The sequence below is a fragment of the Knoellia sp. S7-12 genome (assembly GCF_040518285.1).
In the GTDB taxonomy this organism is placed as follows: Bacteria; Actinomycetota; Actinomycetes; order Actinomycetales; family Dermatophilaceae; genus Knoellia.
Genome location: NZ_CP155449.1, coordinates 2,794,575 through 2,813,889, shown reverse-complemented (window position 1 = coordinate 2,813,889; position 19,315 = coordinate 2,794,575). Strand labels below are relative to the sequence as shown.

Here is a 19,315-nt window from a genome sequence, read left to right as displayed (position 1 = left end):
TGCCATGCGCCTGGACGTCGTCTCGATCTTCCCCGAGTACCTCGCGCCGCTCGACCTCTCGCTCATTGGCAAGGCCCGGCGCGACGGGCTGATCGACCTCCGGGTGCACGACCTGCGGGACTTCGCCCACGACCGGCACCGCACCGTCGACGACTCGCCCTACGGCGGCGGGGCCGGCATGGTCATGAAGCCCGGCCCGTGGAGTGAGGCGCTCGAACACGTTGTGGCACAGGGGGATTCGCCAAACGATGGCCCGCAGCCGAGAGTTCCCATCCTCATCATCCCGGGCCCCGGCGGTGAGCCGTTCACGCAGCAGATCGCGCAAGAGCTCGCCGACGAGCCGTGGCTTGCCTTCGCGTGCGGTCGCTACGAAGGCATCGACGAGCGCGTCTACGAATGGGCGGGCGAGCGCATGCCCGTTCGTGTCCTCTCCCTGGGTGACTACGTCCTCAACGGGGGAGAGGTCGCAGTCCTCGCCATGGTCGAGGCAGTCGCTCGCCTCCTGCCCGGTGTCATCGGGAACGCCGAATCCCTCGTCGAGGAGTCCCACGAGGACGGCCTCCTGGAGTACCCCGTCTACACCAAGCCCGCCGAGTGGGACGGGCGTGCTGTGCCCGACGTGTTGCTCGGCGGGAACCACAAGGCCATCGCGAAGTGGCGTCACGAGCAGCGGGTCCAGCGCACCGCCGAGCGCCGCCCGGATCTCCTCCCGCCGACCGCTGCGACCTCCACACTGAGCGGGCTCGAGGAGCGCATCGCCACCCCCGCCGACGCCCCCGACCTCCAGGTCCTCACCCGCGCCTGCTGGGCGCCGGAGTTCGCTCGCTACGGCATGTTCAGCGCAGGCGAAGAGGACCTCGAAACGGTGCGGGACGGCATACAGGACTGGGACACCCGGGTCTGGCGCAAAGACGGGCAGCTGCTCGCCTCGCTCCGGGTCCGACCGCATCCGGTCCACGACGCGACCTGGCAGATCGGTCGGCTCATGGTCGCGCCCTACCTTCAGGGTCGTGGTCTGGGACGAGAGCTTCTGGAGTATGCCGAGTCGCTGGCTTCGAAGGATGTCCGCACCTTCTGGCTCAACACCGGTGCCAAGAGCACCGAGAACCTTCGGATGTACAAGAAGGCTGGCTACAAAGTGCGTCCCGGCGAGGGCGAGTTCCCCGGCACCCTCGACCTCACCAAGCGTCACGTCCCCACTAGCCTGCCCGAGTGACCTCTCAGCCGCCGCCCGCGATCCAGCCGCACCTCGTCGATCTCCGTCGCGAGCACGAGCGGACGCAGAAGCGGTTCCGCACCGCCAGACTCGTCGTGCTCTCGGTCGTCGTCGTGTTCGGACTGTTCATGGGGCTGGTGGCCTTCGCGGTCAACCAGGGTGTGGCGCGGGTGGCCTACGGGCTGCTCTTCTTCTTCGGTTTCGTCATGGTCTTCGTCGTCCTCATGGTCGTGTCCGGGTTGTTGGAGCGACGTCACCCCGGCCCTGCCGGCAACGGGCCGTCGAGCCTTGGCCAGGTCGTGACGAGCGCCCCGGGTCCGCAGGTGTGGGAGGCGGTGAACTCAGCTCTGCGCGACCTGAAGTTCGCCACGGGACGACCCATCGACCCGCAGACCGTGGTGTCCACCCGTTCGATCTCCATGGCCAGCTGGGGCGAGATCCTCACGATCCGGATCGTGGGGACGGCAGACGGTCGTGGCCTCGTGACCGTCTGGTCGCGTCCGGCCGTCCCGCTGCAGTGGCTCGACTACGGTCGCAACCGTCGCTACGCCAATGCCGTCCTGGGCGCCATCCCGGGCGCCACGCCGGTCGCCTGATCTTTGTCGATCACGACTCAGCGCCTCACTTCGCTGGCTAGATTCGCCACATGACCATCCACGCGGTTCGGCACGTGGATGCCCCACGCGTCGATCTTCATCGTGCGCGGGCCGAGGTGGCACTCACAGTCGAGCGCCATCAGCGTTGGTCGCAACTCGGAGCACTGGGGGTGGCGGCGCTCCAAGGATTCACGTGGTTCATGCTCGGCGGCGCCGGGACCAAGGGACTGATGTGGGGCACGGCCGCCTTCACGTCCTTCGTCCTGTTGTGGCTCCTGGGTCTGGCCATAGATGCCTGGCGCGATCGCCGAGCTGGCGGACCGGCCGCTCCTGGCCCGTCGAGCCTGGGCCAGGTGACCAGCCACGTGGCTGGCCATGATCTCTGGGTTGCCATCCATGCCGCTCTTGCGGCACTGGGCTTCTCGGGCACGAGGTTTCTCGACAGCAACACGGTGGAGGTCAGGATCAACCCCTTGTTGCGTGGCCGTCGCTTCGTGACGGTGCGGGTGGAGGCGGCTGGTCCACACGGAGCCCTCGTCACGGTGTGGGGTCACCCCGACATCTCGCTCGCGGGACGCGTCTATGACGGCGGACTCTCTCGAAAGGATGCCAACCGGGTCCTCGGCGCCATCCCCGGCGCCACGCCGGTCGGCTGACCACAAGGTCCCACGGAACGCGGCCTCTGCGTCGCGGGATGTGGGACTTTCTTCATGCTTGCAGACTCAGACGGCTCAGGGGCGGAGGCGGGCGTGCAGGTCCTGGGGCAGGAGTCTCGCCGAGCTGATGAGGTGGCCGGCCACGACCGTGGTCGTCGTCTGCGCCGCCATGATCCCGAGCAGGACCAGGACCTGGGCTGCTGCCGCCTGTGCCGGGGAACCGCCACCCAACAGCACGCCGATAAACGCTCCGGGCAACGTGACCACGCCGGCCGTGCGCACCTGATCCAGACCGGGGATGAGTGCCTCGGGCAGCCGGCGGTGGACGATCTCGTCTATGGACTGGGCCCGGGTCAACCCGATCGAGAGACCGGCGTCAAACTGCCCCGTCTCCTCACGCAGGGCCGCGAACGAGCGTCGGCCCACGAGGGTGTGGCCGTTCATCGTGTTGCCGAGGATGATCCCGACGACCGGGATGAGCGCGATGCCCTCGAGCGGCACGGTCCGCGTCAGCAGGATGATTGCCACGACCGGAAGCAGTCCGGCGAGCATGGCCACGGTCGTCCACGGCCAGGCGGCCACCGCCTCGACGCGTCGGGTCGTCGTGAACACGGCGACCGCGAACATCGCGCACAGCAGAAGGATCGACAGCAGCAGGTTCTGGGCAACCGACGTGATGACCACCGCCGCCACGCCGAGCTGGACCACCGCTCGCCCGGCCGCGACGAGAGTGGCGCCGGGCTTGGGAAGCTGCCCCACGGCATACATGACGAGGGTCAGCGCGAGGAGCGCGACGCACGCCAGGGCGACGGGCCAGCCCGGGTCAATGCTCATGTCGCAAAGGTAGGCCGCACGTCCGACGCGCGGCTGTCGGCGCGCCTTGGCATGCTGGAGTCATGACTGGGGAGTGGTGGCCGGCGATCCTCGCCTTCGTGGGCGCCGCAGTCGGCTCGGGTGCGAGCTTCTATGCCGCGCGACGGGACACCCAGGCGGAGTCCGTGGCCGCGGCCAGGGATCTCACCCAGCGCGAGCAGGCCAGCACCCGTGAGGAGTGGGGGCGTCGCTTCACTGCCGCCCTCGCCGACCTCAATTCGGATGACTCGTTCCGCCGCCGTCACTTCGGCCGCATCGTGCTCGGAGCGATGGTCAACAGCGACCTCACCTCACCCGAGGATCGCCGCCTCCTGGAGGACATCATGCTCGCCCATGCACGGTTCGACCAGGAGGGTGACGAGGTCGGCCTCGGCGCCGAGGGAATGCTCGTGGACGGCGTGCGGGTTGTGGAGGATGATGGTGATGAAGCAGCGAGAGGAGCCACACGTGAGTGAGCGCATCGTCAAGGTCACCCGTGACCAGATCGAGTCCGCCAAGTTGCTCATCCGGCTGCGTGGTGGTGAGGACAAGGTCGACCCGGACATCGTCCTCATCGCGAACGCCCAACGCCGGTCACGGACGAGCCACACCGAACCCGTGACGTCCTAGCGGATCTTGTCGCCAACGCGCCGATTTCTCTGTATGCCGTGTGCTCTGGCAAACTTGCTCCTTGCGTCCGTCGATCAACGCCCCTGCCACAGGGGGAGTGCCTGACCGCAATCACTGGGTCATGAAGCACGAGGCACGACGCCGCACCATCATTCATCGCAGCACCAGCACATGTGGGTGACCTGTGGCACCGCACGAGAAAGCGAAACCAGCCATGCAGCTTTTCGACGAGATCGACAAGGCGTCCCTGCGCGACGACATCCCGGCCTTCCGCGCCGGCGACACCGTCAACGTGCACGTCAAGGTCATTGAAGGCACGCGCTCGCGTGTCCAGGTCTTCAAGGGCATCGTCATCCGTCGCCACGGTGGCGGCCTCGGCGAGACCTTCACGGTCCGCAAGGTCTCCTTCGGCTGCGGTGTCGAGCGCACCTTCCCGCTCCACACGCCGGTCATCGACCACATCGAGCTCGTCACCCGCGGTGACGTCCGTCGCGCGAAGCTCTACTACCTCCGCGACCTGCGCGGCAAGGCTGCCAAGATCAAGGAGAAGCGCGAGACCCCGGCGAGCTGACGCTCTCCCGGAACCACGCTCGCTGAGTCTTTCAGGTCCGGCGGATAGCATCCTCTCGATGACGTCCCCGGCCACCCCAGACACCGACCCGGTTCCCGCCAGCACGGCGGGGGCCGGGTCGAGTCATGCCCACCGGGTGCCGGTGCTCCTGGCTGCCGGTGTCCTCGCCGTGATGCTCGTGCGCGCGTTCCTCATGCAGCCGTATGCCGTGGCGAGCGACTCGATGTCGCCGACCCTCCAGGAGGGTCAGCGCGTTCTCGTCACGAAGGTCGGGACGCCGTCGCTCGGTGACGTGGTCGTCGCCGACGTCACGCAGGCGTGGCCCGGGCCGGACCGCTCGACGCACACCGATGACGGCTTCATCGGTCGCGCCCTCGGCTCGGCGTCCGGCGCACTGGGCATCGACCTCGGGGAGCGCTCCGTCCTCGGTCGGATCGTCGCTGCAGGCGGAGACGAGGTGGTCTGCTGCAGCGCCGGACAGGTCACCGTCGACGGGCGCCCGGTCGGCCCGCGGCTCGCCGACAACGCTGCACCGTTCCGGATCACGGTCCCGCAGGGCCGATACTTCCTTCTCAGTGACACAGCATCCGATGCCATGGACTCGCGCACCCACATCGGCGCAGGCTCCGACTCCACGGACGGGACCGTCTCAGCGGACGCGGTCATCGGTACCGTCGTCCTGCACATCTGGCCCCTGGGCGAGATGGGTGCACCATCCACACAGACCACCACCCAGCCCCGAGAGCGCGGACCCCAGTGATGACGAGCAACGAGGCCCGGTTCGAGCCGGGTCAGTTCGAGCCTGACGCGCCCCGGGAGTCCTCGGCCGACGAGACCGCATCCGGTTCGGTTGGCGGACGGAACGAGTCAGGTCGGGACGGGCCCAGCAGGGCCCGGTCCGCGGCCGGTGCGGCCGGTGCGGCGATCCGCGAGTTCGTCGTCGTCGTGGCCATGGCCCTGGCGCTGTCCTTCGTCGTCAAGACATGGCTCATTCAGGCGTTCTACATCCCCTCTGGGTCGATGGAGGACACGCTCATCCTCAACGACCGCGTCGTCGTCAACAAGCTCGTCCCCGGTGTCGTTGACCTGCAGCGCGGCGACGTCGTCGTCTTCGAGGACCCGGGTGAGTGGCTCTCATCGATCCCCGAGGTGAGCCACGGCCCGGTGCGTGACGGTGTGGAGCGGGTGCTGTCCTTCGTCGGGCTGCTGCCCAACACCTCCGACAACCACCTCATCAAGCGGGTCATCGGACTGCCGGGCGACAAGATCGTCTGCTGCGACGCCCAGGGCCGCCTCACCGTCAACGGCGTCCCGATCACCGAGCCCTACATCAAGCCAGGCGACGTGCCGAGCTCGATCACGTTCGACATCACGGTCCCCGAGGGCAAGGTCTGGGTCATGGGTGACCACCGCAGCGACTCCGAGGACTCCCGCTTCCACGATCCCGACGGCACCGGCGCCGAGGGATCGGTCCCGATCGACCACATCACCGGTCGAGCCGTCGCGATCGTCTGGCCCTTCGACCGCGGTGGCTGGCTGGGGCGCCCCGAGTCGACGTTCGGCAAGGTGCCGGCGGCTTCGGAGGCTCCGGCCGTCACGCCATCTGAGTCGACGCCTTCCAGCAGTCCCTGACCTGACCCCGCGAGAGAGACCGCACCACCTGCCATGCCCCCTGCAAGCCGTTCCCGCAAACCGAGTCTGCGCGTCGAGCGCGCCCTCCAGCGCGACGGCTACCGGCTGCTCGCGGGGATGGACGAGGTGGGGCGGGGGGCGCTCGCTGGACCGGTGTCGGTGGGGGTGGTCGTCATCGATGAGACCTGCCGGTCCGCACCCCAAGGAGTGCGTGACTCCAAGCTGCTTCAGCCGAGGGCACGTGAGGTCATGGTCCCGCGGATCCGGCGATGGGCGTTCGCCCACGCTGTCGGACACGCGTCACCCGCCGAGATCGACGCTGTCGGGATCATCGCGGCGCTGCGACTTGCCGGGCGGCGTGCCCTGGCGTCGCTCGACGTCGTCCCCGATCTCGTCATCCTCGACGGCAACCACGACTGGCTCACGGCTCCGGGCGAGGTGGGGCTCTTGGCTTACACGTCCGACGACGTCCACACCCCGCCCGTCACGACGATGATCAAGGCCGACATGAAATGCTCGTCGGTGGCCTCGGCCAGCGTTCTCGCCAAGGTCGAGCGCGACGCGATGATGGTCGACCTCGCACCGGACCACGCGGCATACCGGTGGGACCTCAACAAGGGATACGCAGCGCCGGAGCACATGGAGGCGCTTCGCGAGCACGGCCCGACCGAGCTGCACCGACGCTCGTGGCGACTGCCGGGAACGATGGACGATGATGGAGACTTCGCCGAGCCGGATGCCGTCGCGGTGATCACACCACCTCTGGTGTCGGCGACCGCCGGCCCACACGAAGACGGAGCTGGAACGCATGAGCGCTGAGGATCTCGAGAAGTACGAGAGTGAGATGGAGCTCTCGCTCTATCGCGAGTACCGCGACGTCGTCGGGCTCTTCTCGCACGTTGTCGAGACCGAGCGGCGCTTCTATCTGTGCAACTCCGTCGACGTCAAGGTGCGCAGCGACGGCGGCGAGGTCTTCTTCGACGTGACGATGCAGGACGCCTGGGTCTGGGACATCTATCGGCCGGCCCGGTTCGCGAAGCAGGTTCGCGTCGTGACGTTCAAGGACGTCAATGTCGAGGAGCTTGCCAAGTCCGAGCTGGAACTCCCCAAGGGCGATTTCTGACTCGCTGAGCACACTCGGCCATCCACAGGCCGCTGCGCCCCGGCATCGTCGTCCACAGATTCCGTGAGGCAGTGGCGTCGACAGGCTCGTCGCACGGACGCTGCTCGTCATGGACGAACACGTGGCACTGGGCAAGTACGGCGAGGACCTCGCTGCGCGATATCTGCGCGAGCGCGGCATGCAGATCCTCGAGCGCAACTGGCGTTGTGCCGAGGGCGAGATCGACGTGGTGGCCCTCGACGGTGACTGCCTCGTCGTCTGCGAGGTGAAGACGCGGCGCGGCACGGGAGCCGGTGACCCGCTCGAAGCGGTGACGTGGGAGAAGGCACGCCGACTGCGGCGTCTCGCTGCGGCATACCTGCGCTCGAGGCCCGAAGCGGTGCCACAGGTGCGCATCGACGTCATCGGCATCCTCGCCGAGCGCGGTCGACGACCGGTCGTCCGCCACGTCGTGGCGGTGGGTTCGTGAGCGCCAAGCTGGGACGGACGCTCTGCGTGGCCCTCAGCGGACTCGACGGGCGCCTCGTCGACGTCGAGGCACACATCTCTTCACAGCTGCCGAACTTCAGCGTCACCGGGCTGCCGGACAAGGCCTGCGGTCAGGCCCCAGACCGGGTCCGCTCGGCGGCTGCCACAAGCGGGTTCCCCCTGCCTCCGCAACGCATCACCGTCAACCTCTCGCCCGCCTCGATCCCGAAGCAGGGCACCGGGTTCGACGTCGCCATCGCCCTCGCTGTGCTTGCTGCTGCTGGAGTCGTGGACGCGCGCCGCATCTCCCGCGTGCTGCATCTCGGTGAGCTCGGCCTCGACGGGCGGGTGCGAGGCGTGCGCGGGATCCTGCCAGCCGTCCTCGCCGCCGCTCGGGCTGGCGTCACGCACGTCGTCGTGCCTCCCGAGAACGTTGCGGAGGCGCAACTCGTCGACGGCGTCACCGTGCACTGCGCGCCCACCCTGGGCACGCTGGTGCATTGGTATGCCGCTCGTGGAGGCATCGATCCGCTGCCAGTGGCCGGGCCGGTCGACGAGGCCGTCGACGAGGTGCACCATCACGGCGATCTCGCCGACGTCCTCGGTCAACCCGAGGCCCGACTGGCCGTTGAGCTCGCAGCAGTCGGCGATCACCATCTCCTGATGAACGGTCCGCCGGGCGTCGGCAAGACCATGCTCGCCGAGCGGCTCGTGACGATCCTGCCTCCGCTGTCGCGAGAGCAGGCCCTGCAGACCCACGCCATCCGCTCCCTCACCGGCGACGAGATCCGTGCGAGTGAGCTCGACCTCACCCCACCGTTCGTCGCCCCGCACCACAGCGCATCCATGGCGTCGATCACGGGTGGCGGTTCGGGTGTCGTGCTGCCGGGGGCGATCTCCCGGGCGCACTGCGGTGTGCTCTTCCTGGATGAGGCGGGGGAGTTCAAGACCTCGGTGCTCCAGCAGTTGCGGCAACCCCTCGAATCGGGGGAGGTGACGATTGCCCGGGCCAAACAGCTCGTGCGCTATCCGGCTCGGTTCCAGCTCGTTCTCGCAACGAACCCCTGCCCGTGTGGACGGGCGTGGGGCAAGGGCATCGACTGTGTCTGCAGCGCGCTGGAGCTGCGGAGCTACCAGACCAAGCTCTCAGGACCGCTCATCGACCGCGTCGACATCCAGGTGATCGTGCCACCGGTCTCGCGGGCTGCTTTCGGCGACGCCGAGGGCGAGTCCAGCGCTGTGGTGCTCGGGCGGGTCCTCCAGGCTCGGGGCGCCCAGCAGGAGCGCTGGGCACGACACGGTTGGGCGACCAACGCCCGCGTGCCCGGGCACGCCCTGCGGCGGCAGCCGTGGCGGCTCCCCGGTCAGGCGACAGCGTCGATCGACCATGCCCTAGACCGAGGCAAGCTCACCCTGCGCGGCTATGACCGCACGGTGCGGCTCGCCTGGTCGGCGGCAGATCTGTGCGGACGGACGTCGCCGACCGCAGAGGACGTCGGCCTGGCCTTCACGATGCGTAGTCAGGGGAGGGCGGCCGCATGAGTGGGTTCGGTGCGGGCAGCATCCCCGGCGCGGGCGCGCTGGCAGTCGATCGGTGGGCCCGGATGGCTTGGAGTCGCATCGTGGAGCCCGAGACGGTGTTGGTGCGCGACGCGATCAGGGACCACGGTGCCGTCGAGTCGATGCAGCGGCTGCTCGGCGGATCGCTGGCGCCCGACGGCCGCTACGACCAGCGCATCACAGTCCTCGACATCGATCAGGCCCGGCGGGCGCTCGACCGCTTGCAGGTGCGGGTTGTCGTCCCCGGTGATGACGAGTGGCCCCTCGGTTTCGACCAGCTCGACGTTCCACCCATTTGCGTCTATGCGCGTGGGATGTGCGAGCTGTCGGTCACCGAGGGCAGCGTGGCCATTGTCGGTTCGCGCGCGGCGACGCACTACGGACTCAACGTCGCCGCCGACCTCGGTGAGGGCCTCGCCCATCGCGGGGTGACTGTCGTGTCGGGTGCGGCCTTCGGCATCGACGCGGCCGCTCACCGCGGTGCACTTGCCGGGGGCGGGCCGACGATCGCCGTCTTGGCGCGAGGTTTGGACCGGGCCTACCCCCAGGCCCACGAGGGGCTGTTGCGTGAGATCGCCGACGACGGGGCGGTCGTGAGCGAGCTCCCTTTGGGTTGGGCGCCCTATCGGCAGCGGTTCATCGCCCGGAACCGGCTCATCGCTGCCATGAGCGTGGGCACTGTCGTTGTGGAGGCCGGGCTGAGGTCGGGTTCTCTCAACACGGCGAAGGAAGCCCGCAAACTCGTGCGACACGTCGCCGCGGTTCCCGGACCCGTGACTTCGGTCCAGTCCGCGGGGTGCCACAAGCTCCTGCGCGAGACGGACGCCACGCTCGTGACCGATGCTGCCGAGGTTCTCGACGTGATGGGGCGCCTCAGTCTCGATGCCGTTGGCCTCGCCCGGGCACCGGTGACGCCGGAGTCGGACCTCGATCCCGTGGCCCGAGGCGTGTGGTCGGCCGTGCCGGTCCGCACCCCCGCCGACCTGGCCAAGCTGCAACTGCTCACGGCGCTCGACTCGACGACGTTGCTCAGCGTCCTGGGCAGGCTCACGAGCCTCGGGCTCGTCGTGCGCGTGGGGGAGAGGTGGCGCAAGGTGCCGGCGTCGCGACAGTGAGGGACGGTGGCGTCCATCGCCGGAGAAATGGGATACGACGACCCCGGGTACTTCAGCCGGGTCTTCAGCCGACGCACCGGCACAGCACCCTCGAACTTCCGGGAGCAGCAGCGCTGAGGCACGCAAGCAGACGAGGACCCGCCGCCGAGGTTGTTGATCGCGAAGCAACCTGATGAGACGGTTCACCGTGTGAGTGCCAGTCGGCAGGTCGTGATCGACGCCTTCGAGCGTCATCTGCTGCTGGAGCGCGGCCGGTCCCCTCACACGGTTCGGGCCTACCTCGCGGATCTGCGTGACTTCCTCGCGCACGTCGACGCCGAGCACCAACCGCCGGCCACCGGCACGGAGGCGGGTGCCGACGGCGCCACGCCGCTGACAGAGGTCCGACTCGCCGACCTCCGGGCGTGGCTGGGGGTCCTTGCGGGGACCGGCGCAGCCCGCTCGAGCGTCGCACGCAGGTCGGCCTCCCTGCGAACGTTCTTTGGCTGGGCGACGCGTCAGGGTCACGTGGACGCCGACCCGTCACTGCGACTCGTGGCCCCCAAGCGACACCGGACGCTTCCACCCGTTCTGGCCAAAGACGACGCGGCAGGCCTGCTCGACGTTGCGGCGGTGGCAGCCGATGACGACGACCCCGTGCACCTGCGCAACCGGGCGGTTCTCGAACTCCTCTATGCGACGGGGGTTCGAGTCGGTGAACTGACCGGCCTCGACATCGATGACGTGGACTTCGAGTCCAACGTCATTCGGGTCATCGGCAAGGGCGACAAGGAGCGTCGTGTGCCCTTTGGCGGTCCGGCTCGGTTGGCGCTCAACGATTGGCTTGAGCGAGGGCGTCCTCGGCTCATCGTCGGCGGCAGTGGTCCGGGTCTCTTTCTCGGCAGGCGGGGCAAGCGCATCGACCCAAGGCAGGTGCGTACCCTCGTCCACGACATGCTGACCCACGTGCCCGACGCCCCAGATCTTGGCCCACACGGACTCCGCCACAGCGCAGCAACCCACCTCCTCGAAGGTGGCGCCGATCTGCGCATGGTCCAAGAGCTGCTCGGGCACGCATCGCTTGCGACGACCCAGATCTACACCCATGTCTCCATTGAGCGACTTGCCGCTTCCTATGCCCAGGCCCACCCGCGTGCCTGACGACCTCGGACTCCCGGACTGGGTGAGTGAGCCAGGCGCCTCCCTCGCACAAGGGGACGATGCCCCTGTGGTGCGCCGGTCCGACCGTCGACGCGGCGAGCGGGAACAGCGCGGTGGCCACCAGCAGGCGCAGCGACGCGAAGAGTCCCAGGAGCAGTGGCGCAGGGAACGGCGTGAGCTGCGCTCTGCTGAGCCTTCACGGTCCCGTGGCGACCGGCGCACGGACTCCGTGGGTGAGGCCACGTCGCCTCTTGTCGTCGGGGAATCCGCCTGGCTCACCCGTTCAGAGCGCCGGCGACGTGCGGAGCGCGAGATCGTGCCGAACCAGTCCGCGAGCCGCGGCGTCAGACCGGTCGAGATGGTCCCGCCGACGCAGCAGAGTGCCCCCGAGACCAGGTCCCTCCGGCGCCCGTCGAGCCCGGGTCCGCGACCTTCTCGCATCACTTTTGCGCGGCGTCGAGCTGTTGCGGCGCTCGCTCTGACAACCACGCTCGCACTCCTGCTCTGGTCCTTCTGGCCCAGTCAGGACCGCAGCCCCTCTGAGCGCGCCAACGCGGATCTCGCGGCCGCAGCCCTGAGTCAGAAATCCGACCCGGCACCTGCAGCGGAAGATCTTCCAACGGCTCGCGCTGCGACTCCCGACGGCGGCGCCACGCCTGCGCCGCAGTCGGGCACGGGCAAGGTTCTCTCCGTGGCCCTCCCGACGATCGCTGCTCCGCAGCTCAACCCCAACCGCACGGTGCGGGTCGGCCTCGAGGTGGAGAGTGGCGCCGGCGTCAACGCGGCCCAGGCCGCGGCCATCGTCTCCTCGACCCTTGGCGACAAGCGTGGCTGGCAGACCCGCGACCAGGTTCGCTTCCGCGCCGTCTCACCAGCCGCCGTCGCGGCAGGGGATGTCGACATCACGATCGTGCTCGCCAGCCCTGACCTCACGGACAAGCTCTGCGCGCCACTCAGGACTCGTGGCCAGGTTTCGTGCTTCAACCTGCGCAAGGTGGTGCTCAACGTTCGACGGTGGACCGAAGGTGTCCCGGGCTACGGCACGAACCTCGCGGCCTATCGGGAGTACATGGTGAACCACGAGATTGGGCACGGGCTCTACCACGGTCACGTCGAATGCCCGAGGAAGGGCGCTCCGGCCCCGATCATGCTGCAGCAGAGCAAGGGCCTGGATGGCTGTCTCCAGAATCCCTGGCCCACGGTCGGCTGACGCCGCAACGCATCGGTGCCTCAAGGCCCAGCCCCAAGAGGCAGCAGGATCACTGGTCCGCCTCCGAGCAGCGGGCGTGGATCGAGATAGGTCGAACCGGTCAGGGCACCGAGGTGCAGGCACGACCCACCGCAGTGCGATCGACCCACGACGGAACCAATGACCTGGCCGTTCGTCACCCGGGTGCCCGTGCTCACGACACCCCGCACAGGTTCGTAGGTGCTGCGCAGCCCCGAGGCATGGGTGACGCTCACCGTGCCCCGGCCGGCGACGACACCCACGTGCGTCACCACTCCGACATCGACGGCGCCCACAGCCTGTCCCTGCGTCGCGCTCAGGTCGATGCCACGGTGCCCGGCCCCGTATGTCGACCGGGGCGCCACGAAGGGTGCCACCACCGCGGGGCGGGGTGTCAGCGGCCATGACCAAGTGCGGCGCAGTGAGGCCGGGTCCACAAGAGGCGGCGGTGCCTCGGCCTTGCCCTGCACCGTGGTGTCTCGCACCGCCGCTGACCCAGCTGCTGCAGGCGCAGGACTGCCAGAAGGCTCAATGCCTGCGCCGGGGACCAGACTGCCGGCGGCGGTGAGGGCAACGAGTAGGCGGCGTAGGGCTGAGGGCATCGACATGGCACGACCCTGCGACGCGGCCTGGCGTCACGCCATCCCCAACCGCCCATCTGTGGACAGAGCATCCCGGATCCGTCGCCTGTGGACAATCAGGGGCGCAGAGACGACAACCTCTGCGCGGCTTCGCGCAACACACCGTCCTGCTTGCAGAACGCGAACCTCACGAGCGTGCGCGCGGCATCGACGTCGTCGTGGAACACCGACACCGGGACACCAGCGACGCCCGCGCGGGCCGGCAGTTCGCGGCAGAACGTCAGCGCGTCGGTCGCTCCCAGCGGCGCCACATCCGCGACGACGAAGTACGTCCCTCCCGGGACGGCAACGTTGAGGCCGATCCCACGCAGCGCCTCGAGCAACACGTCACGCTTGCCCTCCATCGAACGGGTGAGACCGGCATACACGTCGTCTCCAAGCCCCAGGCCCACCGCAACCGCAGGTTGGAACGGTCCGGACGCGACGTAGGTCAGGAACTGCTTCACAGTCCGCACGGCTGCGACGGCCTGAGCCGGACCGCTCACCCAACCGACCTTCCAACCGGTCGTCGAGAAGGTCTTGCCCGCCGAGGAGATGGTGAGGGTCCGCTCGGCCATCCCCGGCAGGGTCGCGATCGGCACGTGCTCCAACCCATCGAAGACGAGGTGCTCGTAGACCTCGTCGGTGACGATCCATGCGTCATGCTCCTGCGCGAGCCGACCGATGAGCTCGAGCTCGGCGCGGCTGAAGACCTTGCCCGTCGGGTTGTGCGGCGTGTTGAGGAGCACGAGCCGGGTCCGCGACGAGAACGCCGCCCTCAGCGAGTCCTCGTCGACGGCGAAGTCAGGGAAGCGGAGCACCGACGTCCGCCGCACCGCACCGGCCAACGCGATGGAAGCGGCATACGAGTCGTAGTAGGGCTCGAACGTCACGACCTCGTCGCCTGGTTCGCAGAGCGCGAGGATCGTCGCGGCGATCGCCTCGGTCGCACCGACGGTGACGAGGACCTCGCGGCGTGGGTCGATCTCGAGACCGTAGAAACGCTTCTGGTGCGCAGCGATCGCGTCGAGCAGCTCGGGCACGCCGGCACCGGGTGGGTACTGGTTGTGCCCGGCATCGATCGCGGCCTTTGCGGCATCGAGGATCTCCTGCGGGCCGTCCGTGTCGGGGAAGCCCTGACCGAGGTTGAGGGCGTCGTGCTCGATGGCCAACCCGGTCATCTCCGCGAAGATCGTCGACCCGAAGCCCTGCATTCGTTGCACGAGAGGCGAATCCATGTCTGCAGGCTACGCGTCAGTGCCCGGCCCTAGGCTCGACGTCATGTCTGACGGTTCCGAGCTCCTCGATGCGATGCGGGTCGCGCTGCGTTCGGGCGCCAACGTCGAGCGTGCAGTCGGTCAGCAGCGCTACATGAAGAGCGAGATGCCGTTCCTCGGCCTCACCTCGCCACAGCGCCACGCACTGCTGCGCCCCCTGCTTGCCGATCCTGCGCTGCGGATCGAGAGCCGCACGGGTTGGGAGCGTGCGGTCGGTGACCTCTGGGACGGGGCGCAGTTCCGTGAGGATAGGTATGCCGCCCTCGCCCTTCTCCGCCACCGCAGCTACCGCTCGTGGCGGGACCCGGACGTCATGCCCCTTGTCGAGCACATGATCACGACGGGCGCGTGGTGGGACTACGTCGATGAGGTCGGCAATGTCGTGGGCGAAGTGCTGTTGCTGGACCCCGAGGGGGAAGGGCTACGGATGCGTGGCTGGGCCGAGCACGAGAACATGTGGTTGAGACGCTCGGCGATCATCAGCCAGTTGCGCCACAAGGACCGCACCGACACCGAACTCCTCGAGGCGGTCATCGAGCCGAACCTCGACGACACGGAGTTCTTTGTCCGCAAGGCCATCGGTTGGGCGTTGCGCCAGTATTCCCGCACCGACCCGGCGTGGGTTCGGGCCTTCGTCGACGCCCATGGACCGCGGCTCTCGGGTCTCAGTCGACGCGAGGCGCTCAAGCACCTTTGACAGCCGTGCGATCGTGGACTTCAGCCGCGCCTTCGGCTGTAGTCCACGCCGGAGTCATGCAGCGACTTGCGTGCTCGTACGATCCGCAACGCGAAGAGCACTGCCACGCCGACGACACCGGCATCGTCGAGCAGGCCCAACGGGCCGAGCACGGCTTCGGGGATGACGTCGACGGGGACGACCAGATAGAAGCCAGCCGTGGCCAGGGCCACCAGCCCGCGCGGCGGAATCTGGTAGCGCCACATCAGGAGTCCGACCACGAGCACGAACACGCCGAGAAGCACGGCGATGGCGATCAGAACCACCCGGATGACGTCGTCCATGACCTGAGTGTCCCGTGTCCTGCGCTCAGATGGCGTCTGGGTCGTCGTCGCCGGCGTGGGCAATGGAGTCGAGCTGGCGCCACACCAGGGCGAGGATCACGGCGGTGCCGACGAAGGCAAACCAGAACGGCGCGGTGAGGCCCCACTGCTCCGCGATCGGACCGCCGATGGCCTGACCGATGATGATGCCGAGGAAGAGCCCTGTCATGTAGACGCTGCCCACCCGCCCTTGGTATGCCGTGGGCACCGACCGCTGTCGGATGGTGTTGCTGACCGTCCCCCAGGTGAAGGCATAGGCACCGAAGACCGTCATGACGAGGATCGCGACCCATCCCACCGTGGTGAGCGCCAGCGCGAGGTGGGTGAACACCTCAGTCACCAGGCACACCTTCATGAGCGTGGCAAGGGAAAAGCGGCGCGAGAGTCGGTCGAAGTTCGTCGTGGCCAACACCCCGCCGACCGCGCTCGCGGTCGAGAGAAGGCCGAATCCGATCTCGCCCATGTGCAGGTGGTCGAGCGCATAGAGCACGAGGATCGACCAGGCCGCTCCCCACGTTATGTTGAAGGTGAGGATGACGAGGACCAGCGTGCGCATCGGCGCGTGGTGGCGCACCCACCGCAACCCATCGAGGATGTCGGCCCGGACGTGGGTGTCGACGGAGCCGCGGACCCCACCACGGGGGAGTTCCATGCGACTGATGAGGCCGATGGCGAGCAGGACGAGCAGGATCTGGGTGACGAACGGCCATACCATCCCGGCGGCGAAGAGGAAGGCCCCGACGGGAGGGCCGACGAGTTCATTTGCCGTGAGGAACCCTGCCTGGAGCCGAACCTGGCCGGTCCTGAGGTCCTCACGTTTGACGACCATGGGCAGCAGCGTGCTGGCGGTCGAGTCGGCGAAGACCTCGCACACCCCGTAGACGAACATCGTCACGAGCACCGCGCCGACCGAGATGTGGTCCGTGGCGATGAACGTGCACAGGCCGACGACCACGAGCACGCGCAGGAGGTTGGCCGTGATGATGATGCGTTTGCGGTCGAGTCGGTCCGCAATCGCTCCTGCCCACAGACCGAGGAGCAGCCAGGGCAGGCGCTGGAGCAGCGCCGCCATGGCCACGAGCGTGGGGCTGCGGGTCTGCGACGCCACGAGCAGTGGGCCTGCAGCGAGGGCTATCCCGTCTCCGATGTTGCTCGTCCACGACGCCGACATGAGCCACCGGAACGGGGTGCCGAGACGTGACGGTGCGATGGCTTCCCCGAGGCGTGACACGAGAGGTGACGCTACGCGGGCCAGCGGACATGCAATACCGGGTTTCAACGGGACGACCACGCGCGGGATGGGCCGCGCCGCGGCAGTTGTGCAAGTCCGTGGGCCCGGGTCGCCGCGGATTTCTCGGCGGGCCAGTTCACGCGTAGGATTGCCTACGGTCTTCGTGCGCCTGCATGCGTGCGTGCTCACGGTGACCTAATTCGCGCGTCTCTCGCCGCTGACTGGATCACCACGAAGCGGGGCGCACCACGACAGTCCATGTGCCTGCTCCACTGGAGCACACGGCATACGGCGTGGTTCGTTTCAGGCGCCAGGCAGGCAGTGCACGACCCGTGCGCAGCCGACGTAACTGAAACACCAGCACAAGGAGAACACGGCATGGCCGTTGTCACCATGCGCCAGCTCCTCGAGAGCGGCGTCCACTTCGGGCACCAGACCCGACGTTGGAACCCGAAGATGAAGCGCTTCATCATGACCGAGCGCAACGGGATCTACATCATCGACCTGCAGCAGTCGGTGACCTACATCAACAACGCGTACGAGTTCGTCCGCGAGACCGTTGCCCACGGCGGGAGCATCCTCTTCGTCGGTACCAAGAAGCAGGCCCAGGAGCCCATCGCCGAGCAGGCGACGCGCGTCGGCATGCCCTACGTCAACCACCGTTGGCTCGGTGGCATGCTCACCAACTTCCAGACGATCTCCAAGCGCCTCACCCGTCTCGTCGAGCTCGACGAGATCGACTTCGATGACGTTGCCGGCTCCGGCCGCACCAAGAAGGAGCTCCTGCTCCTCAAGCGTGAGCGCGACAAGCTCGACAAGACCCTCGGTGGCATCCGTGGCATGGCCAAGGTTCCCTCCGCCGTGTGGATCGTCGACACCAAGAAGGAGCACCTCGCCGTTGACGAGGCGCGCAAGCTCGGGCTCCCCGTCATTGCGATCCTCGACACCAACTGTGACCCCGACGAGGTCGACTACAAGATCCCCGGCAACGACGACGCAATCCGCTCCGTCACCCTGCTGACGCGAGTCATCGCCGACGCTGTTGCCGAGGGCCTGATCTCCCGTTCTGGTGGCAACAACGCTGCTGCTGACGCCGAGGGCGCTGGCGACGAGCCGTTGCCCGAGTGGGAGCGCGAGCTCCTCGGTGGCGACGCCGACGCTGCTGCCGAGACCGCCGAGGCTGTTGCCCCGGAGGCCGGCGCCACCGCTGCGGCCGACGCTTCCGAGGCCGCTCCGGCCGAGGCTCCCGTCGAGGCTGCTGCCGAGACCGCCGAGGTCGAGGCGCCCGTCGAGGCCGCTCCGGCCGAGGCTGCTGCCGAGGTCACCGAGACCGAGGCTCCTGTCGAGGCTGCCCCGGTTGAGGCCGAGCCCGTCCCGGCCGAGAAGGCCTGAACCACCTCCGTTCCACCTTCCTCTCTGTCCGTCTTTCACCAGAAAGAAGCGCATACACACATGGCGAACTACACCGCCGCTGACATCAAGGCGCTCCGTGCATCCACGGGTGCCGGCATGCTCGACGTCAAGAAGGCTCTCGATGAGGCCGACGGCGACCAGGCCAAGGCCACCGAGATCCTGCGGGTCAAGGGCCAGAAGGGCGTGACCAAGCGCGAGGGTCGTTCCACCTCCAACGGTCTCGTCATCGCCAAGGCCGAGGGTGGCGTCGGCACGCTCGTCGAGGTCCTCTGCGAGACCGACTTCGTCGCCAAGGGAGAGAACTTCATCGCCCTGGCCGAGCAGGTCTTCCAGCAGGCCGTCGACACCAAATCGGCTTCGGCCGACGAGCTCCTCGCGAGCACCCTCACTGACGGCACGTCCGTCAAGGATCTCCTCGACGGCGCGAACGCGACGATCGGCGAGAAGATCGAGGTCAAGCGTGTTGCCCGCATCGAGGCTCCGGTTGTGGCGGCCTACCTCCACAAGACGAGCCCCGACCTGCCCGCGCAGATCGGCGTCCTCGTGGCGACCGATGGTGGCGACGAGCAGGTTGCTCGCGACGTCGCGATGCACGTCGCCGCGTTCAGCCCGACCGTCCTCACGCGTGACGAGGTCGACGCCGACACGGTCGAGAACGAGCGTCGCGTCGCCGAGGCCACGGCCAAGGAGGAGGGCAAGCCCGAGGCTGCTCTCACCAAGATCGTCGAGGGTCGCGTCAACGGCTACTTCAAGGAGAACGTCCTGCTCGAGCAGCCGTTCGCCAAGGAGCCGAAGAAGACCGTTGCCAAGGTTCTCGAGGAGGCCGGCGCCTCGGCGACGTCCTTCGCGCGTTTCCGCGTCGGTGGCTGACCTGACGGTCTGACACCGACGCATCCCGTATGCCGCCCGCTCACCAGAGCGGGCGGCA

Annotated in this window: 24 protein-coding genes; 19 read left to right on the top strand and 5 right to left on the bottom strand. The window is 68.2% G+C overall.

Annotation, left to right across the window (positions count from 1 at the left end; translation table 11 throughout):
• Positions 1–4 precede the first annotated feature (4 nt).
• Genes trmD through V6K52_RS13525 form a run of 3 tightly spaced genes read left to right on the top strand, consistent with a single transcriptional unit; the run spans position 5 to position 2,468 of the window.
• The gene (trmD, locus tag V6K52_RS13535; RefSeq protein WP_353950638.1) at positions 5–1,216 is read left to right on the top strand and encodes a tRNA (guanosine(37)-N1)-methyltransferase TrmD; all 1,212 of its coding nucleotides are present in this window, start codon (positions 5–7) and stop codon (positions 1,214–1,216) included.
• Complete coding sequence (locus V6K52_RS13530; RefSeq protein WP_353950637.1) at positions 1,213–1,812, top strand: hypothetical protein; 600 nt, start codon at positions 1,213–1,215, stop codon at positions 1,810–1,812. The genes trmD and V6K52_RS13530 overlap by 4 nt, the downstream gene beginning before the upstream one ends.
• A 50-nt stretch (positions 1,813–1,862) precedes the next feature.
• The gene (locus V6K52_RS13525; protein WP_353950636.1) at positions 1,863–2,468 is read left to right on the top strand and encodes a hypothetical protein; all 606 of its coding nucleotides are present in this window, start codon (positions 1,863–1,865) and stop codon (positions 2,466–2,468) included.
• Between the two features lie 75 nt (positions 2,469–2,543).
• Here the strand turns inward: V6K52_RS13525 and V6K52_RS13520 are convergent, their stop codons facing one another.
• Positions 2,544–3,302, bottom strand: coding sequence for an ABC transporter permease (locus V6K52_RS13520; protein ID WP_353950635.1), 759 nt, complete (start codon positions 3,300–3,302; stop codon positions 2,544–2,546).
• A gap of 62 nt (positions 3,303–3,364) precedes the next feature.
• On the opposite strand from V6K52_RS13520, the gene V6K52_RS13515 reads away from it, so the two are divergent.
• The 13 genes from V6K52_RS13515 (at position 3,365) to V6K52_RS13455 (ending at position 12,769) form a co-directional block, all read left to right on the top strand.
• On the top strand, positions 3,365–3,796 hold the full coding sequence (locus V6K52_RS13515; RefSeq protein WP_353950634.1) for a hypothetical protein: 432 nt from the start codon (positions 3,365–3,367) through the stop codon (positions 3,794–3,796).
• Entirely contained in the window at positions 3,789–3,950 is a 162-nt protein-coding gene (locus V6K52_RS13510; RefSeq protein ID WP_353950633.1) for a hypothetical protein, read from the top strand. The genes V6K52_RS13515 and V6K52_RS13510 overlap by 8 nt, the downstream gene beginning before the upstream one ends.
• A 214-nt stretch (positions 3,951–4,164) precedes the next feature.
• Positions 4,165–4,521 carry a 50S ribosomal protein L19 gene (rplS, locus tag V6K52_RS13505; protein ID WP_353950632.1) on the top strand — a complete coding sequence of 119 codons (357 nt, stop codon included), beginning with the start codon at positions 4,165–4,167 and terminating at the stop codon, positions 4,519–4,521.
• Between the two features lie 58 nt (positions 4,522–4,579).
• Positions 4,580–5,281 carry a signal peptidase I gene (gene lepB, locus V6K52_RS13500; protein ID WP_353950631.1) on the top strand — a complete coding sequence of 234 codons (702 nt, stop codon included), beginning with the start codon at positions 4,580–4,582 and terminating at the stop codon, positions 5,279–5,281.
• Positions 5,281–6,153 (top strand): signal peptidase I, encoded by an 873-nt coding sequence (gene lepB, locus V6K52_RS13495; protein ID WP_353950630.1) that lies wholly within the window; start codon positions 5,281–5,283, stop codon positions 6,151–6,153. Before lepB (V6K52_RS13500) ends, lepB (V6K52_RS13495) begins: the two co-directional genes overlap by 1 nt.
• Before the next feature lie 33 nt (positions 6,154–6,186).
• Entirely contained in the window at positions 6,187–6,972 is a 786-nt protein-coding gene (locus V6K52_RS13490; RefSeq protein ID WP_353950629.1) for a ribonuclease HII, read from the top strand.
• Positions 6,962–7,276 (top strand): DUF2469 domain-containing protein, encoded by a 315-nt coding sequence (locus V6K52_RS13485; protein ID WP_009778240.1) that lies wholly within the window; start codon positions 6,962–6,964, stop codon positions 7,274–7,276. Before V6K52_RS13490 ends, V6K52_RS13485 begins: the two co-directional genes overlap by 11 nt.
• Before the next feature lie 109 nt (positions 7,277–7,385).
• Complete coding sequence (locus V6K52_RS13480) at positions 7,386–7,745, top strand: YraN family protein (protein WP_353950628.1); 360 nt, start codon at positions 7,386–7,388, stop codon at positions 7,743–7,745.
• Positions 7,742–9,286 carry a YifB family Mg chelatase-like AAA ATPase gene (locus V6K52_RS13475; protein WP_353950627.1) on the top strand — a complete coding sequence of 515 codons (1,545 nt, stop codon included), beginning with the start codon at positions 7,742–7,744 and terminating at the stop codon, positions 9,284–9,286. Before V6K52_RS13480 ends, V6K52_RS13475 begins: the two co-directional genes overlap by 4 nt.
• Positions 9,283–10,419, top strand: a complete 1,137-nt coding sequence (dprA, locus tag V6K52_RS13470; RefSeq protein ID WP_353950626.1) for a DNA-processing protein DprA — start codon at positions 9,283–9,285, stop codon at positions 10,417–10,419. The genes V6K52_RS13475 and dprA overlap by 4 nt, the downstream gene beginning before the upstream one ends.
• Before the next feature lie 6 nt (positions 10,420–10,425).
• Positions 10,426–10,536 (top strand): helix-turn-helix domain-containing protein, encoded by a 111-nt coding sequence (locus V6K52_RS13465; protein ID WP_353950625.1) that lies wholly within the window; start codon positions 10,426–10,428, stop codon positions 10,534–10,536.
• Positions 10,537–10,608: 72 nt separating this feature from the next.
• Positions 10,609–11,559, top strand: coding sequence for a tyrosine recombinase XerC (locus V6K52_RS13460; protein ID WP_353950624.1), 951 nt, complete (start codon positions 10,609–10,611; stop codon positions 11,557–11,559).
• Positions 11,552–12,769, top strand: a complete 1,218-nt coding sequence (locus V6K52_RS13455) for a DUF3152 domain-containing protein (protein ID WP_353950623.1) — start codon at positions 11,552–11,554, stop codon at positions 12,767–12,769. Before V6K52_RS13460 ends, V6K52_RS13455 begins: the two co-directional genes overlap by 8 nt.
• 20 nt (positions 12,770–12,789) lie before the next feature.
• On the opposite strand, the gene V6K52_RS13450 is transcribed toward V6K52_RS13455, so the two are convergent.
• Together V6K52_RS13450 and V6K52_RS13445 are read right to left on the bottom strand one after the other, a co-directional pair.
• Positions 12,790–13,395: a peptidoglycan DD-metalloendopeptidase family protein gene (locus V6K52_RS13450; RefSeq protein ID WP_353950622.1), complete on the bottom strand. Its 606-nt coding sequence runs from the start codon at positions 13,393–13,395 to the stop codon at positions 12,790–12,792.
• 89 nt (positions 13,396–13,484) lie between these two features.
• The gene (locus V6K52_RS13445; protein WP_353950621.1) at positions 13,485–14,645 is read right to left on the bottom strand and encodes a pyridoxal phosphate-dependent aminotransferase; all 1,161 of its coding nucleotides are present in this window, start codon (positions 14,643–14,645) and stop codon (positions 13,485–13,487) included.
• 43 nt (positions 14,646–14,688) lie between these two features.
• Here V6K52_RS13445 and V6K52_RS13440 point away from each other — a divergent pair, with 43 nt between their 5' ends.
• Positions 14,689–15,381, top strand: coding sequence for a DNA alkylation repair protein (locus tag V6K52_RS13440; RefSeq protein WP_353950620.1), 693 nt, complete (start codon positions 14,689–14,691; stop codon positions 15,379–15,381).
• A 20-nt stretch (positions 15,382–15,401) separates the two neighbouring features.
• Here the strand turns inward: V6K52_RS13440 and V6K52_RS13435 are convergent, their stop codons facing one another.
• Together V6K52_RS13435 and V6K52_RS13430 are read right to left on the bottom strand one after the other, a co-directional pair.
• Positions 15,402–15,704: a DUF1232 domain-containing protein gene (locus tag V6K52_RS13435; RefSeq protein ID WP_353950619.1), complete on the bottom strand. Its 303-nt coding sequence runs from the start codon at positions 15,702–15,704 to the stop codon at positions 15,402–15,404.
• A 25-nt stretch (positions 15,705–15,729) separates the two neighbouring features.
• Positions 15,730–16,974 carry an MFS transporter gene (locus V6K52_RS13430; RefSeq protein WP_353950618.1) on the bottom strand — a complete coding sequence of 415 codons (1,245 nt, stop codon included), beginning with the start codon at positions 16,972–16,974 and terminating at the stop codon, positions 15,730–15,732.
• Between the two features lie 378 nt (positions 16,975–17,352).
• Between V6K52_RS13430 and rpsB the strand changes: the two genes are divergently transcribed.
• Positions 17,353–18,366, top strand: a complete 1,014-nt coding sequence (gene rpsB / locus V6K52_RS13425; RefSeq protein WP_353950617.1) for a 30S ribosomal protein S2 — start codon at positions 17,353–17,355, stop codon at positions 18,364–18,366.
• Between the two features lie 60 nt (positions 18,367–18,426).
• Positions 18,427–19,257, top strand: coding sequence for a translation elongation factor Ts (tsf, locus tag V6K52_RS13420; RefSeq protein WP_353950616.1), 831 nt, complete (start codon positions 18,427–18,429; stop codon positions 19,255–19,257).
• The last annotated feature ends 58 nt before the right edge of the window (positions 19,258–19,315 follow it).